This is a genomic window from uncultured Murdochiella sp., from assembly GCF_902488755.1.
In the GTDB taxonomy this organism is placed as follows: domain Bacteria; phylum Bacillota; class Clostridia; order Tissierellales; family Peptoniphilaceae; genus Murdochiella.
Genome location: NZ_CABTXF010000001.1, coordinates 35,541 through 50,139 on the forward strand (window position 1 = coordinate 35,541; position 14,599 = coordinate 50,139).

Here is a 14,599-nt window from a genome sequence, read left to right on the forward strand (position 1 = left end):
CATACCCCTTTAATTAATGTTGGGACATTAGCACCACCGTCTCAATCTCCGGCGTGTTGGGAAACATATCCGACACACAGAGGCGATCAAGCATCCAACCTTGTTGACGAAAATCGCGAAGGTCGCGAGCCAGGGTTTCGGGATAGCAGGAAATATAAACGAGTTCGCGAAGGTCGGTGGATAGAAGCGAGCGACGCACACTTTCATCCAAGCCCTTGCGCGGTGGATCGACGAGAACGCAAAGGTGTTCGTTCTTCAAGTCTGCGGTCAATTGGGGAAGAATCTCCTCGGCTTTGGCGGCTATAAAAGAAACATTGGTTAAGCCGTTTCGTTCAGCGTTCTGACGGGCATCTGCGACAGCGGCTTCGACCATCTCCACCCCGATGACGCGCTTCGCCTGCTGTGCAAGGAGCAAAGAAGTCGTGCCCGTACCACAGTAGAGATCAAGGATCGTGGAGTCAGCTAAAGAGGAAAAGAAAGAAAGAGCTTTTGCATATAAAACAGGGGTCAAAAAGCGATTCACCTGAAAGAACGAAGGGGGAGATATCATAAACGAGTGCCCGTCAAGCGTTGTCTGCAGCGTTCGACGCTTCGTAGCATACGAGATGGGTTCACGAAGGCGCACATCACCGGGACGACGGTTTTGTCCCTGACAAAGCACCGTGAACGACAGGGGTTGCAGAAGGGTAAAAATGGCGTTTCGCTGCGAAGAAGAAAGCGGATCGGTGACGAGTGCCGCCATGGTCTCCCCCTTCTCATTTACGCGCAAAATGACCATGCGCACGGCAGAGAGGGTCTTTGCCCAATGCGGTGTCTGTAAAGCAAGTCCATTCCATTGCTGAAGTTTTTGTTCCAAGATCGGCGCGGCGATCACATAGGAGGAAAGTGGACGCACTTTCCCATTCCGCGCAGTATCGCCCAGACGACCGTCCGGCGTTAGGCGAAGATTAATCTTATTGCGGTAATGCATTTCTTCCGCAGCAATCCAGTCTATATTTGGCAAGTTCGAAGCCGAAAAAGGCTCCGTTTCGGAGTCCGTTAACGGCGATGCGTCCTCTGCTTTCGGCAGAGTCGAATCGGAAAAGCCACCGACACGAACCAGGGCTTCATGCACACGGCGCATTTTCCACGCCTTCTGTTCTGCCGGTTCCCAGGAAAGCAGCGGAAAACCGTCGTGCGGAGAAAGCGCATCGTCATCGGACTTGTCTCCCAAATACGATAAATCGCCATTTTGCGTATAGGGATGGGACGTAACCATTCGCCGCTTTGGAGAAGGCGTAAGCAGAGCAACCGCCTGCCCTTCTACAATATTCTTTTTCTTTTTTTGCACACGAAAACGAACGACGTCTCCCGGCAGAGCACCATAGACAAAAACGGTACGCCCACTCTCCTCTTCGGGCAGAGGAACTGCACCTTGCGATAAAAAGAGCACATCCTGCGCTGTCAGGTGCCCGATGCCGCGACCATCCACGGTAAGGTCGGTGATGGTCACCGAAAACTCTTGCGCCATGGGATTATTGTTCATCGCTCAAAAAGGCAGTTAACGTGCGTATCATCGCGTCATGGTCTGCCACGCCGCCCAATTCGCGAACGGAATGCATCCCCAAAATCGGGTTGCCTACATCAGCATTCAGAATGCTCGTCCATTGTTCATCCATAGCGCCAATTGTCGCGCCGCCGCGTTTATCGGAATGATTATGGAATGTCTGGAAGGATACGCCGGCTTTTTCGGCATAGAGACGAACGCGTGCGCCGCCTTCCCCATCGGTAATATAGCTCTTGGAAGCCGCGTACTTTAGCACCGGACCATGATTCATCAGCGGACGATTGGTCGGATCGGCGCATCCTGTGTGATTGGGATGTACAGCATGTGCCATATCGCAAGAAATCGTGAAACTTTTCGCTAAAGCGATGGCGAAATCTTCCTCGTCGCCACCCAGACTGCGGACAATGCGCGAAAGAACATCCCGAAGCGTCGCCGAATCCGCCCCTTTACGGCTCATCGAACCAATTTCTTCATGATCATGCAGGGCAATCACTTGATGAACGTTTGCCGTCTTTGCCTGCGTCAGCGCCGTCGTCGCAGCATGGCACATTGCAAGGTTGTCCAGCCGTCCCACAGAAAGGAATTCTTCGTTTTCTCCGACGAGCATTCCCTTTTGTACATCGTAGAGGAACAGATCCGCATCTAGTATCGTTTCACGGGAAATGCCGACTTCATCTGCCACTACAGCTAAAAAATCACCTCTTTTGTTCGATTCATCGGCTACACACCAAATCGGTGCCATCATGTTCTGTGGTTTAATTTCACCGTTTTTATTCACTTCCCGATCCATGTGTATGGCAAGACTCGGGATAATCACCAAAGGACGAGTAAGATGGATTTTCTTCACGGCATAGCCGCGCGGTGAATCTTCTTTCACCAGCAAACGCCCTGCCACAGAGAGCGGACGATCCAGCCAGGTACGTAAAATCAAACCGCCATAAGGTTCGACATTGAGTTGACCGTATCCGCTGCGCGGCATATTCACGTTCTGTTTAAGTTGAAAACCAGGCGAGTCATTATGCGCACCGATGATATGAAAACCGGCATTCGCCTGTTTTGCCGTGCGAAAAGCAAAGATGGTGGCATCCGAAATTTCCACGTAGTACGTCTTTTCGGGCTCCAGTTTCCAACGGGAAGTCAGCGCAAGCGGAGTAAAACCCGCCTTGTTCAGAAGTGCTTTTTCCTGTTCTGTCGCTTGATACGCTGTCGGAGAGCCGTCAATAAAATGCAGCAGCTCTTTTGCGCGTTGCCGCGCCTGTTTCGAAATTTTCATGGTCTTTTCCTCATTCCTTTCTATGCCTCTTCGTAAAATCCGTTTGCACTAAACGCCTTGAATCCAGTGCGTGATAAATACGCGAAAACCAATGAGCAACAATATCGCTCCGCCGATAAAGCCAGCCGGTTTTTGATAACGCTGTCCGAAATAATGACCGATGTAGACGCCGACAAACGAAAATACCCCCGTACACACGGTAATCAACGGAATCGCTTTCCACAAATCCACTTCCATCATAGCAAAGGTGACACCTACCGCAAAGGCATCGATGCTCGTGGCTACGGCAAGGGGCAACATCGTCCGCCAGGAAAAATCCCCCGTCGGACACGATTCCGGATTCAATGCCTCTCGAATCATCTGTACGCCGATAAAGCCGAGAATGAGCAAAATTACCCAATGGTCAATCGCCTGCATGGACTGGGCAATCCACGTACCCAACAGAAAGCCGAAAAGGGGCATTAAGCCTTGAAAACCTCCAAAATAGGCAGCGACAAGGAGTCCATGACGAACCTTCAGTTCTTTTACTGCCAGTCCCTTACAAATCGCAACCGAGAAGGCATCCAAAGAAACGCCCACCGCCAGCAACAACAGTTCAAAAAAAGACATTCTCTTCCTTTCCGACCGAGAAAACGCACTGTGTTATCTCTATCTTATTTCTTCTGCAACGGTTATCGTCATTTTACCCCAAAAAGTATTTTTTCTGTAAAATGTGCCTCATTTTTCTTTATTTTTACAAAAATCCCGTTTTTTTTGACTAATAATCTCCTTTTTTCTTGTTGTTCTGTGCCATTTTTGATAAACTATGACAGAAATCGAAAAAACTTTTCGGTTTTATCGAACCGGCAGGAGGTAAACATGCTGAAAACAAAATATGTTGTTCAATATCAGGGAAACGAAGTGGATATGGAAGCCTTGGTAAAACAGGCGAAAATCTATTGGAAACAGGGCGGACATAAATTGAGCGAGTTGAAAACGCTGGATATTTACGTCAAACCGGAAGAATCCGCTGCCTATTACAGCATCAATGATGAAGAACAAAAGGGACGTATTTCCTACTAAATAATGGATATTCGTACTTGGCAATCTCTTTGTTCCGTACATGGACGAGCATAACGAAGACGAGCTGCGCGTACTTTGCGCAGCTCGTCTTTTTGGTTCATTTTTCTCGACAAGAAAGAGGTCTTAAGCTTCCGCTTTCCAGAGACCATGCTTATTGCAATGCTCATAAACTGTAACCGGTCCGTCCTCGACGAAAAATACCGCCTTGGGTTCTTCGCCCGGCTTTAAGGCAACGCTTTGCACCTTATCGCCCTGGACGGCGGCAATCATGGTAATGAAATGATTTTCTTCCATGGGATGCACGACCTCGCCAACAACAACCGAAATCTTGTTGCCTTCACGGGTAACGACCGGAACATGCTTTTCAACCGCTGCATCCGTCGTATTCGCTGTTAATTTCTTTGTCGGTTCTCCACAGCAAACCGGCGTTACGTTTCCCACTTGGTTGGCTTTAACATACAACGCTCCGCAATGCTCACAGTAGTAAAATTCCATAATTCCTCCTTCAATTTTGCTCCCCTGACCGCTTCCGAAAACGATTTGTCTTCTCAAGCGAAACCATCAAGGGCATCTCCCTCTTACGTTTTCTTTAATACCCCAAATCTCGGTTGTCACACGCCACATAGCGCAGTATAATAAAAGCGAAAGTTTGTTCGTTTTTATGGCAGTACGACCTTTTGAGAAACATTCGATTCGAACGGATATTTTACAACCGTTGTTTCCGCCATCGTTTGATTTCTCCGGTAAATTGTTTCACAGAAAAGGAGGCGACAATGCAATCCAACGCGCAAAAACGACGTTCCGCTATATTGGACTATATTTCCTCGTATTGGACAGAAAACGGCATTGCGCCAACCGTGCGCGACATTCAAGAGGCGTTGTGCATTCGCTCCACCTCAACGGTTTCCAAAGACCTGCATGCGCTCATGGATGCCGAACAAATTACCATGACCAAAGGATCGTATCGCTCGATTCGTCCGGTACAGGATGAAACAGAAATGCCAACGAACGACACCCCCTATCGGGAAGATGTATTTGACATTCCGGTCTACGGTGCGGTAGCCGCCGGATTGCCGATTTATGCCGATGATTATACCGAAGAGTCCATCCCCCTTCCGACGGCTTTTTTTCACCATGACGGCGGAGATTATTTTATCCTGAAGATTCAAGGCGAATCGATGATTGAAGCCGGCATCTTTGATGGAGACCATGTGATCGTCCGCCGCCAGCAAACAGCACGCAACGGGCAACAGGTCGTCGCACTTATCGAAGACTCGGCGACCGTAAAAACCTTCTTTCAACGAGCGGGCTATGTGGAGCTTCGTCCCGAAAATGCTGCCTTAGAGCCGATTATTGTAAACGAATGCCGTATTTTAGGCGTTGTTTGTGGACTCTATCGTCTCTACTGATTCTTTCTTCTCTCGTCCGTTTTAGATGAGTGTTTTTCCACCCAATGCGCTGCACCATCTAAAAGATAGAGCGATCCTGCCGCTACAAACAAAGCATGAGGATGCGCACCATACGCCGCATCCATCGCTTTTCCCATCGCCTCGATAACCGCATCGTCTCCCTCGTCCTGCACGGGAATCCGGTAAACGGCATCAAATGCGGCAAAAAACGCTTCCTGCTCTTCTCGGCTTAATTTTCCATCGTGCATTCCGAAAAGCAACACATGTTCTTTACCTGTTCCAGGCGCACAAGCACTAAGCGCATCCAGATTTTCCACAAGCATTTTTGCCGCCTGCTGATTATGCGCACCATCGATGAACACCATGGGATTAAAAGAAAGCATTTCCAACCTTCCGGGCAGATAGGCTTCCGCTACAGCGGCATGTACCGCTTCTTGAATGCTTTCCGGAGAGGGAAATTGTGCCGCAGAAAAAAGAGAACCGGCGACTCGTGAATCCGGCAAAAGCAAGGCTTCAAGAGCGGTTAACGCCGTACCGAAATTCTGCAGTTGATGACGTCCAATAAGGCGTGCTTCGTAGTCTCCGCTTAGCATTCCCCCCGTAAAAGTGAACTGCAAACGCGGACGTTCCCTTTCCTTCCAGAGGAGATGTGTTTTGGTAATCTGCGTAGGAGAAAAGAAATGTAGCGATGCCCCCTGTGCTTCTGCCACTTCTCTCAGCACCAAAGCAGCTTCGCTTCGCTGATTGGCAGAAACCGCCAAAGACCCCTTTTGCAGCACGCCGGCTTTGGCACGGGCAATTTCTTCAATCGTATCACCAAGCCGGTCACGATGATCAAAATCAATCGTCGTAAAAACCGTCATTGCCGTCGAAAGCAGATTCGTACAATCGTCAAGACCTCCAATACCGGCTTCCATGACCAACACGCGCGCCTCATCCCGATAGGCAAGAAGCGCTTCCACCATGCTGCGGGCAAAATACGGAATATAAGGCAGTTTCTCCTTCTCCCCCTTTTCTTTCATCGCCCGTTGTATTTCCAACGATCGCTCATGCGCAATCGGTCGAGATTGAAGCATGATGCGTTCTTCGTAGCAATGCACATGCGGCGAAACGAAATGGCCTACCTTTTCGTCGAGCAATTTCTCCAACGCTAACGCAATGGTACGCCCTGTCGAACCTTTTCCATTGGTTCCAATGAGATGAATAATAAATTTGTTATTTCCCGGATGATCAAATGCTTCTAACCAACGATACGTCGCTTTTTGCAGCGCATTCCATTCCTGTTGTGGACGCATGTTTTCCTCCTGTCTATCGACATCGGTAATCCGATGCCGTGCTATCTAACTGGATTATCCGCCTCCTGCGCCGACAATATCCATCGGTCCGAGGCAATGGGTTCTTCACACACATCCTGTTCATCAAGAGAAGATCTCTTTATACCGGCGGCATAACACAAAATCGTTTCCCATTCTTGTGGAAAATCCAAAAAGCGCGGTAAAAAGTACGGATGCCGATCAAACGTTCGCCGAAAATGGATGAGGATTTCCCGATTGCTTTGCGCATCCATAACATGCATAAGCGCCAAAAGCATGACAAAAAAACGATACGGATCCGGATGATCGTTCGATGCAAGTCGCGCAATCACACGTTTATCTTCTTTCAAAACGGCGCAGCCTTCTCCGAAACGACGGTTGGATAAACGGCCGTGATGAGCGCAGGTATTGCGCAATTTGGCAAGACAAGTAAAAAAAGAATACAGCACCGTTTCAGAAGCCACTCCATAAAAATCAGCAACACGCTTTTGTTCCGGACGACGCAAGTTCTTAAAAATCTTAGTGAGCGTGCCAAGCGTGATGACTTCCATGGCAACATACACCGGAACAGCTTGCGGTTTTCCCTCTTGTGCATAAAACCGACGCACAAAGGGTTCATTCGCTCGGGTAAGTTCATTCTCCAAATCGTTCATAAAGTTCTTATGGTATTCCTCTTGGCGAAAATGATCTGCGTCCAAATAACCATACGCCCCAAAGCTTTCAAGCATAACTGTGCCGAGAACATGACGCAGCTGCACCTCATAATCAGAAAGATAGTCAAATAAAAAGTTCTTAATACGACGGTCGGCAAGATAACCATCTACTATCATCTCAAACGTTGTACCCTCTCGGTACGTCCCTTCCGCCGTCTTCCACGGTAAACCGAAATTCTCAAGATGGAAAGGACTGACACGTTGGAATACTTTCCTGGCATAGTCCATGTCCCGAATAAGCAGTTTTTCTTTCTTCGCCATATCCATCAATTTGGCATCTGAATGCATTACTTGTCGGGAATCCATACCGTGCACCACCTTATCGTAAAAGTCCCGCCGTTTTGCACGTCATAGAGAGGTGTGGCGGGATCGGTGAATATAGTATAACACAGTTTGCAAAAGGAAAAGAAAAAGCGTCCGGGTAACCGGCTCTAAATCGGATTCTCTTCATATTGCAAACACAAGGGCGGAATAGGATGAGTACATCATAATCATTGGTGAAATAGAAAGAAACAAGGAGAAACAATGAAAAAGAAAAATGTGCTATACCGACGCCTCGCTGCCGGAGCAATGACCTTACTCGTTGTACTGGCAAGTTTTGCTTTCCCGGCAAAAGCGGAGAACTTAAAACAATCGGTTTATGCTTACGGACAAAGCCTCACGGCGGAACAAAAGAAGGAAACGGCGCGTTTACTGGGGGTGTCCGATAAAGCATTAGAAATGCAGGTTAACATCGATGAGATGAATACGCTGCTTCATGACCAGTATGACTACTATCAGGTGTACTCCTCGGTTTATCTCGAACCGTCTGATAAGGATTCGGGCGTAAAGGTGGAAATTGTTACGCCAAAAACCATCACGGACATTACGGCGACGCAATATGCGAATGCCGCCATCACGGCTGGAGCAACCAATATGACCATTCGCGTGGCTTCCGTGAAAGCCGTCGATGGTTCCGGCGCACTGGCAGGCGTCTATAAGGCCTTTAGCGGTACAACCGGTACACTGCCCGAAGAAAACGTCAAAGCAGCACAGGAAGAGCTGGAAGTAACTTCCAAGATTACCAGCGAAAAGCAGGGAAAAGACGGCTATTCCGATGAACTGCTCAATGCTGCTCTTGCGGAAATGAAAGCGCAAATCGCCAAACAAAAACAGGAGAATGGCGGAACCATTTCGGTAGGAGACATCACGACCATTATTAATACCGTCGTGAATAATTATCACCTCGACGGGGTGCTGAATGACGCAGACATTTCTTCCCTGCAAAGCCTGATGGAACAGTTCTCCAAAATTGAGCTTACGGAGGAACAGCGTGCGAATCTACGGGAGCTGGGCGAAAAGCTCTTAAAGGAAGGCGGCAATCTCATGGAAAAAGTACAGGCGGATTGGGCGCATCTTTCTCCGGATACCAAAGCGGAGCTCGGCGGATTTTTCGGAAATCTCTTTCAGGGAATCCTCGACTTTTTTAGCAACCTTCTAAAATAAGAACCACTTTCTTGCCGGTGTTCGACGTGGAGCGACGATACCTTCCTCTTCCATGCGTGTAGCAAGACTAAGCGTCATTCTCAACGAAGAGAATGACGCTTATTTTCTTGCGCATCAAAAAGCTGTTGATCTACATCAGCAGAAAACGTCTGTGACAGGCGAAGCGCCTGTGCCATCGAAGGAAATTCCGCCGCATAATGACCGAGATCAATGAGAGATATTCCCCGTTGTATGGCAAACTGCGCCTCGTGGTATTTTATATCCGCGGTGACGAAAACATCACAGCCGGAAGCGAGAGCATCCGAAACGAACTCCATGCCCGAACCGCCCAAAACGCCAATACGTTCAATTTGCCGATCAGACTGCCCATAGAAAACAACCGAAGGAGCGGAAAAAGCAGAGGAAAGAAATTGCGCGAAGGAAACAAGCGTGATGGGCGCGCATTCCCCGTAAACACCAAAACCTGTCGAATACGCGAGATGCACATCGTTTTCTTCTCGACGACGAAGCGGTTTTCGATTCCGTAGCGCCATGCGATCTGCCATAACGTCATTTACGCCACCATTGACCCAATCCCATGGTGTATGCGAAGCATAGACGGCGATGCCGGCCTCTATCGCCTGCATAACGAGATTTTGCAGTGGGTCATCCTCGTAAAGCGTATGTACCCCTTCAAAAAGCACCGGGTGGTGCGTTACAACCAGATTTGCGCCTTCGTTCATCGCTTTTTGAAGAGCACCTGAAGTAAAATCCAGCGCAAAAACGATGCCGCTAAGCGACTGTTGGAAACGACCGAACTGTTTTCCACTGTGATCCCACGGTTCCTGTAAGGAAAGCGGCACGCGCTTTTCCCATTCCTCAACCCATGTTTGTATTTGCATCGGAAGTCCTTTCTTCTTGATACAATTTCCTATACGCTATGCGACGGTTTCTTTTCCGTCGATAAGAACCTTAACGAGACAGCAAGGTCGAAAGCGCGCAAAGCGCGGCTTGGGCTTCCTTTCGGCGTTCCCTCGCTCCTCGTGATGATTTTCCCTCTAATTGTTGCAACAACTGATGCCAATGCGCCTGGTCTTTTCGAATCTGTTTTTCCACAAAAGGATGATGCAAGCGCAACAAGTCCGGTCCGTATATTTCTTCCTGTTCTGTCAAAATATGCGCGTAACCGCTCTGCGGCGGACATGCTTCGCGAGGAAAAACAAGAAAAAGAGGATAAAACTTTCCTTCTTCTTCCACTATGGTTTCTTCTACGCGACAGGATAGGCGCTGCAAATAACGACGAAATGCCGGAATGCCGCTTTGTGGGGAGAGCACCCATGTACCAGCACTTTGTGCAAAGGCAAAGGATTCAGAAAGGATACGCATAATCAGGGGACCACCCATCCCGGCTATTAATAGAGTATCCGCTGACTGCCAGGGAAGATCCTGCAAACCGTCGGTAACGAAAAGGGTGATTTTCTGTTTTGTTAATGAATCGGCACGTTCAAGAGCTTGTTTTAGCTTGGCAAGTGAGGCGGCAGAAATATCCGTCGCCAATATCTGTTCAATATCTTCCCTCTCCGCCAAACCGAGGGACACCAGTCCATGATCCGCGCCCACGTCAATCACGCGGGAACAAGGCGGAACAAGGCGAATGAGGGTCTCTATACGCTGCATGTAACCTCCTGCAAAAAGTCGGTGTCGGTACTGCTCATCAATAAAGAAGAAAAGCGCCTTCCTCCGGCAAACGACCTTGCCAGACAAAAGCGCCTGCTTTCTTATTCCAGAAAATCACGCACCTTTTGGCTGCGTGTAGGATGCTTAAGTTTACGAATCGCTTTCGCTTCAATCTGACGGATGCGCTCGCGTGTTACATTAAACTCTTTTCCCACTTCTTCAAGTGTGCGAGGTGTTCCGTCATTAAGACCGAAACGCAGTTCCAATACCTTGCGCTCTCTGGTGGAAAGCGTCGCCAAAATATTGGCGAGCTCCTCGCGAAGCATGATGAAGTTTGCTGCTTCATCCGGAGAGATAACCGTATCGTCTTCAATAAAGTCGCCAAGATGCGAATCTTCTTCCTCTCCAATCGGTGTTTCTAAGGACACCGGCTCTTGCGCAATCTTGCGAACAATGCGTACTTTTTCGACATCGATATTCATTTCTGCAGCAATTTCTTCATTGGTCGGATCGCGATTCAGTTCCTGCAGAAGCTGACGTTGCGCACGAGAGAGCTTGTTGATGGTCTCTACCATATGAACCGGAATACGAATCGTTCTCGCCTGGTCGGCAATGGCGCGCGTGATCGCCTGACGTATCCACCATGTTGCATACGTGGAAAACTTGAAGCCGCGATGGTAGTCAAATTTCTCCACAGCTTTCATCAAGCCGAGATTGCCTTCCTGAATGAGATCCAAAAAACTCATGCCGCGTCCGACATAACGCTTGGCAATAGATACGACCAGACGAAGGTTTGTTTCTGCTAAACGCTGTTTTGCCATGGAACCAATGCGCATGGCTTGCTTAAGCTGCTTTTCATTCTCTGCGGAAAGCGGTAAGCCCATCAGTATGCGACCGGCAGGTTCCGTTTTTACCAAAAGCTCTTCCAGCTTTGCCCGTTCCGGCGAAAAATCATTTTTGAAATGTGCCATACGCTTGTTGATGGCTTCCAAAGCTTCCTGTAAGATCGCGTAATTTTCCGCTTCTTTTTCGGTTAACGCATCTTTGGGCTGGCGCTTGCGCAAGGTCATATTAAGCTTATCCACAATGGTATTTCGTTCGAAGAGTTCGCGTCGGCTTTCTCCCGGAATGGTCTCTTCGGCGGTAAAAGGTTTCACGTGAAAAGCCTCCGCCAAATCCAGCAATGTCTCCGACGGTTCTTCCTTTTCGCTGCTCTTCTTATAAATCTGATCAATGGCATGAAGAATACGCTCTTCGTTCTCCAGCGCAATCTCCTTCCAATTTTTCTGTTTCGCGGTCATGTCTTTCGGCGTGAGAACGAAAGCAACCAGCGCCTGCTGAATTTCCACACAGAACGAAAGCTCCTGCGCTTCCTCTTGCGTCATACCAAGACGACTTAACCGACGGCGAATATAGCGCTCTACGTGGGCTGCCACCTTCACCGCCCGATACGCTTCGTCTTCTTCCTTCACCTCCACATTTTCGGGTGAAAGTACGATTTCTAAGAGACGACGAAAAGCGTTGTATTCCCTGGTCTGGGCAGTCAAAAAACGCTTTTTTGCATCCTTTGTCGCCATTAAATCCAAAAGCATTGCCGCTTGCGTATTATTCAATGCCTCTTTCGCAATTTCAATTTCTTCACGCAAGGATGCTTTTTCTCCACGAAGAACTTTAGCGGCTGTTTCCGCCAACTCCATCCGACGAGCCAAAAGCACCTCTTCATCTGCCGTAAGAAGCGAAACGCGACCGATCTCTTTTAAGTACATCTTAACCGGATCATCGACGGCAATGTTTTGCAGCATTTCCTGATCGCTTAATTCGGCTTCCGACTCTTCTTTGCTTTCTTCAAAATTAGCTCCCAAATCGGAAAGGGCGTCCAAATCATTTAATGAGGAATCTTCTTCTTCCTCATCTAAGAGATCTCCGTCCTCTTCGTTCTCTTCAATGCCTTCGGAACGTTCGGTCTCTGCCATAGTGATGCCATCGTCCGCTAATATCTGTAAAATATCGCGGCGATCTTCTTCGCTTAACTGTTCTATATATTCCAAATTTTCCCAATCGTCTCGGTGAAAGCGATCATGCTGAGCGGAAGCAATCTTACGCAGCTCTTCCACGATATCTTGCTTTACCTCTTCGATGTCCAGACCTTCGTCCTTTAATCGCTCTTTTCGATCCGTCATCTAAGCCCTCCCCCAGGCACACGCAGCTGTTGCTCAATCTCCTGCAATTCTTTTAATAGCGCGCTTTGCGACGCCGCATTCTCCTGCTTTTCCGGATGATGTATGGCAGAAAGAAGCGCCATCTTTCGTTCTCGCAGACGAAAACGATGAATGCGTTCTTGGAGTTCTCTCGCCATAACAATGTTCACCGGCTGTTCTTCGCGATCGAAGGATTCCGCGATATCCCTTGCTTCTTCCGTTAAGTCCGATTCTTTTAACCAGTCTTGTTGAGGAGAAATGCCCGCCTCCCGTAAATGCCGTACAGTCAAGAGCAATTGTCGCAATCCCGGATTTTCAATAAAATCCTGCTCTGCCGATAGAACGTCATCACAGTCACGGTTTCCCCGAATAAGCCGCACCATTTCCCGTTCGAGTTGAAAGCGCTCCAGCCTCATACTCTTTTGGGAATACATACCCAAACTCTCCCGTTTTCCTTCACCATGGCTCGTATATTCCGCGTCATAATCCGAAAAATCTTCTTCCCCTTCCGCGTAATAATACGACGGCGGAGTTTCTGTCGGATGAAAAACATTCTCGTTTTCTTCGGATGAAAAAGATTCGTTTTGTTCCTTGCGCTGACCGAGCTCTGTTTGCCGAACAAGCAGTTCTTTACGACGCTCTCCGGCATCATGCTGCACGCTTTCCACGCCGACCTTAGCCAGTGCCGCCACCTTTTCCGCCATGACATCGCGAAGAGTTTCTTTTTCGATTCCGGCTAAAAAATCCACTGCGCGGGACAGAAAATCCATTCGTCCGGCAGTCTCCGTCAGGTCATAGCCTGCAGAAAGCAATTTTAGTTCAAAATCAAGTGGGTCTAATGAAAGAGAAAGATAGCGTTGAAATGCCTCTGCCCCTTCTGTGCGCACGACATCATCCGGATCTTTTCCTTCGGGAAGGACGACTAACTTGGGCGATACTTCCGCCTTTTGAAAGACATCAATAGCACGGCGTGCCGCCCGAATGCCGGCGGAATCACCATCATAGCAAAGATAGACTCGATCGGCATAGCGTTTGACCAGTTTGGCTTGTTCCTCGGTAAGCGAAGTTCCCAGAGATGCTACGGCATGGGGAACGCCGTGAAAGGCTAAAGCAGCGACATCCATATATCCTTCTACCACAATCACCTCGCGTGAATTGGGAATTTTACGCACTTGTTGCAGATGATAAAGGTGCTCCCCTTTATGAAAAATCTCTGAATCTGGAGAATTCAGGTATTTCGGTTTTCCATCGCCTATAGCACGTCCCCCGAAACCGATAATCTTATCTTTGATGGAAACAATGGGAAACATAAGACGATCGCGAAACTTGTCATAGTATCCTGTCCCACGGTGAGAACGCGCAATTAGCCCCAGAGCTAACAAATCCTCCTCGCGATAGCCCTTATCCGTTAAGTAATGCAAAAGGGTATTTCCTTTCGGATCTGCGTAGCCGAGATAAAAATCGTTGATAATCTGCGCCTTAAAGCCGCGTTTTGCTAAATAATGAAGAGCTTCATCGCTGGTGAGCAAATTTTTATAGAAAAACCGCGCCGCGTCTTCATTGATACGATAGTACAAATCGCGCATCATCCGCTTGCGCGAATCTTCGGGATGATCCGCCTCCACGGGAATATGATACCGTTCAGCAAGCGCCACGACAGCCTCCTGAAATTCAAGATGCTCCATCTTCATCAGAAAAGTAATGCCATCGCCCGATTCTCCACAGCCGAAACATTTATACGTTCCTCTTTCCGGACGGATAAAAAAAGAAGGCGTTTTTTCCTGGTGAAACGGACAACATGCCTTCTTCTGTTTGCCGGCAGGCTTCAGGGTGACATAGCTTGCGACCAATTCTTCAATATCAATCGCATCGCGCACCTGCTGAATCGTTTGATCGGAAATGCGCATAATCCCCCCTTTCCCGAATACCGTTCTCGTTCGTAAG

At 48.4% G+C, this 14,599-nt stretch carries 13 protein-coding genes; 3 read left to right on the plus strand and 10 right to left on the minus strand.

Features of this window, described 5'->3' with window-relative positions:
- Window positions 1-13: 13 nt before the first annotated feature.
- From RDL68_RS00155 to RDL68_RS00165, 3 genes are read right to left on the minus strand one after another with little or no spacing between them, the layout of a single operon-like run.
- Entirely contained in the window at window positions 14-1,510 is a 1,497-nt protein-coding gene (locus RDL68_RS00155; RefSeq protein ID WP_308539638.1) for a methyltransferase domain-containing protein, read from the minus strand.
- Window positions 1,511-1,514: 4 nt separating this feature from the next.
- Entirely contained in the window at window positions 1,515-2,819 is a 1,305-nt protein-coding gene (locus RDL68_RS00160; protein ID WP_308539639.1) for a M18 family aminopeptidase, read from the minus strand.
- A 48-nt stretch (window positions 2,820-2,867) separates the two neighbouring features.
- The gene (locus RDL68_RS00165; RefSeq protein ID WP_308539640.1) at window positions 2,868-3,428 is read right to left on the minus strand and encodes a manganese efflux pump MntP family protein; all 561 of its coding nucleotides are present in this window, start codon (window positions 3,426-3,428) and stop codon (window positions 2,868-2,870) included.
- Window positions 3,429-3,677: 249 nt separating this feature from the next.
- Here RDL68_RS00165 and RDL68_RS00170 point away from each other — a divergent pair, with 249 nt between their 5' ends.
- Entirely contained in the window at window positions 3,678-3,881 is a 204-nt protein-coding gene (locus tag RDL68_RS00170) for a DUF6465 family protein (protein WP_308539641.1), read from the plus strand.
- A 123-nt stretch (window positions 3,882-4,004) separates the two neighbouring features.
- Here RDL68_RS00170 and RDL68_RS00175 read toward each other — a convergent pair whose 3' ends face one another.
- Window positions 4,005-4,376 carry a desulfoferrodoxin family protein gene (locus tag RDL68_RS00175; protein ID WP_308539642.1) on the minus strand — a complete coding sequence of 124 codons (372 nt, stop codon included), beginning with the start codon at window positions 4,374-4,376 and terminating at the stop codon, window positions 4,005-4,007.
- 278 nt (window positions 4,377-4,654) lie between these two features.
- Between RDL68_RS00175 and lexA the strand changes: the two genes are divergently transcribed.
- Window positions 4,655-5,290: a transcriptional repressor LexA gene (gene lexA, locus RDL68_RS00180; protein ID WP_308539643.1), complete on the plus strand. Its 636-nt coding sequence runs from the start codon at window positions 4,655-4,657 to the stop codon at window positions 5,288-5,290.
- Here lexA and RDL68_RS00185 read toward each other — a convergent pair.
- On the minus strand, window positions 5,284-6,585 hold the full coding sequence (locus RDL68_RS00185) for a Mur ligase family protein (RefSeq protein WP_308539644.1): 1,302 nt from the start codon (window positions 6,583-6,585) through the stop codon (window positions 5,284-5,286). The genes lexA and RDL68_RS00185 overlap by 7 nt on opposite strands.
- A gap of 41 nt (window positions 6,586-6,626) precedes the next feature.
- Window positions 6,627-7,622 (minus strand): Abi family protein, encoded by a 996-nt coding sequence (locus RDL68_RS00190; RefSeq protein ID WP_308539645.1) that lies wholly within the window; start codon window positions 7,620-7,622, stop codon window positions 6,627-6,629.
- 219 nt (window positions 7,623-7,841) lie between these two features.
- Between RDL68_RS00190 and RDL68_RS00195 the strand changes: the two genes are divergently transcribed.
- Window positions 7,842-8,801 (plus strand): DUF1002 domain-containing protein, encoded by a 960-nt coding sequence (locus RDL68_RS00195; protein ID WP_308539646.1) that lies wholly within the window; start codon window positions 7,842-7,844, stop codon window positions 8,799-8,801.
- Between the two features lie 80 nt (window positions 8,802-8,881).
- Here the strand turns inward: RDL68_RS00195 and RDL68_RS00200 are convergent, their stop codons facing one another.
- From RDL68_RS00200 to dnaG, 4 genes are all read right to left on the minus strand, one after another.
- Window positions 8,882-9,682 (minus strand): Nif3-like dinuclear metal center hexameric protein, encoded by an 801-nt coding sequence (locus tag RDL68_RS00200; protein ID WP_308539647.1) that lies wholly within the window; start codon window positions 9,680-9,682, stop codon window positions 8,882-8,884.
- 70 nt (window positions 9,683-9,752) lie between these two features.
- Window positions 9,753-10,457 (minus strand): class I SAM-dependent methyltransferase, encoded by a 705-nt coding sequence (locus tag RDL68_RS00205; RefSeq protein ID WP_308539648.1) that lies wholly within the window; start codon window positions 10,455-10,457, stop codon window positions 9,753-9,755.
- A 101-nt stretch (window positions 10,458-10,558) separates the two neighbouring features.
- Entirely contained in the window at window positions 10,559-12,637 is a 2,079-nt protein-coding gene (rpoD, locus tag RDL68_RS00210) for an RNA polymerase sigma factor RpoD (protein WP_308539649.1), read from the minus strand.
- A complete protein-coding gene (gene dnaG / locus RDL68_RS00215; protein WP_308539650.1) occupies window positions 12,634-14,562 on the minus strand; it encodes a DNA primase in 1,929 nt (642 codons plus the stop codon). The genes rpoD and dnaG overlap by 4 nt, the downstream gene beginning before the upstream one ends.
- Window positions 14,563-14,599 lie beyond the last annotated feature (37 nt).

Bases quoted from the DNA above. Each gene is read 5' to 3' on its own strand.
- RDL68_RS00155 (WP_308539638.1), bottom strand. From the start codon at position 1,510: ATGGCGCAAGAGTTTTCGGTGACCATCACCGACCTTACCGTGGATGGT.
- RDL68_RS00160 (WP_308539639.1), bottom strand. From the start codon at position 2,819: ATGAAAATTTCGAAACAGGCGCGGCAACGCGCAAAAGAGCTGCTGCAT.
- RDL68_RS00165 (WP_308539640.1), bottom strand. From the start codon at position 3,428: ATGTCTTTTTTTGAACTGTTGTTGCTGGCGGTGGGCGTTTCTTTGGAT.
- RDL68_RS00170 (WP_308539641.1), top strand. From the start codon at position 3,678: ATGCTGAAAACAAAATATGTTGTTCAATATCAGGGAAACGAAGTGGAT.
- RDL68_RS00175 (WP_308539642.1), bottom strand. From the start codon at position 4,376: ATGGAATTTTACTACTGTGAGCATTGCGGAGCGTTGTATGTTAAAGCC.
- lexA (WP_308539643.1), top strand. From the start codon at position 4,655: ATGCAATCCAACGCGCAAAAACGACGTTCCGCTATATTGGACTATATT.
- RDL68_RS00185 (WP_308539644.1), bottom strand. From the start codon at position 6,585: ATGCGTCCACAACAGGAATGGAATGCGCTGCAAAAAGCGACGTATCGT.
- RDL68_RS00190 (WP_308539645.1), bottom strand. From the start codon at position 7,622: ATGGATTCCCGACAAGTAATGCATTCAGATGCCAAATTGATGGATATG.
- RDL68_RS00195 (WP_308539646.1), top strand. From the start codon at position 7,842: ATGAAAAAGAAAAATGTGCTATACCGACGCCTCGCTGCCGGAGCAATG.
- RDL68_RS00200 (WP_308539647.1), bottom strand. From the start codon at position 9,682: ATGCAAATACAAACATGGGTTGAGGAATGGGAAAAGCGCGTGCCGCTT.
- RDL68_RS00205 (WP_308539648.1), bottom strand. From the start codon at position 10,457: ATGCAGCGTATAGAGACCCTCATTCGCCTTGTTCCGCCTTGTTCCCGC.
- rpoD (WP_308539649.1), bottom strand. From the start codon at position 12,637: ATGACGGATCGAAAAGAGCGATTAAAGGACGAAGGTCTGGACATCGAA.
- dnaG (WP_308539650.1), bottom strand. From the start codon at position 14,562: ATGCGCATTTCCGATCAAACGATTCAGCAGGTGCGCGATGCGATTGAT.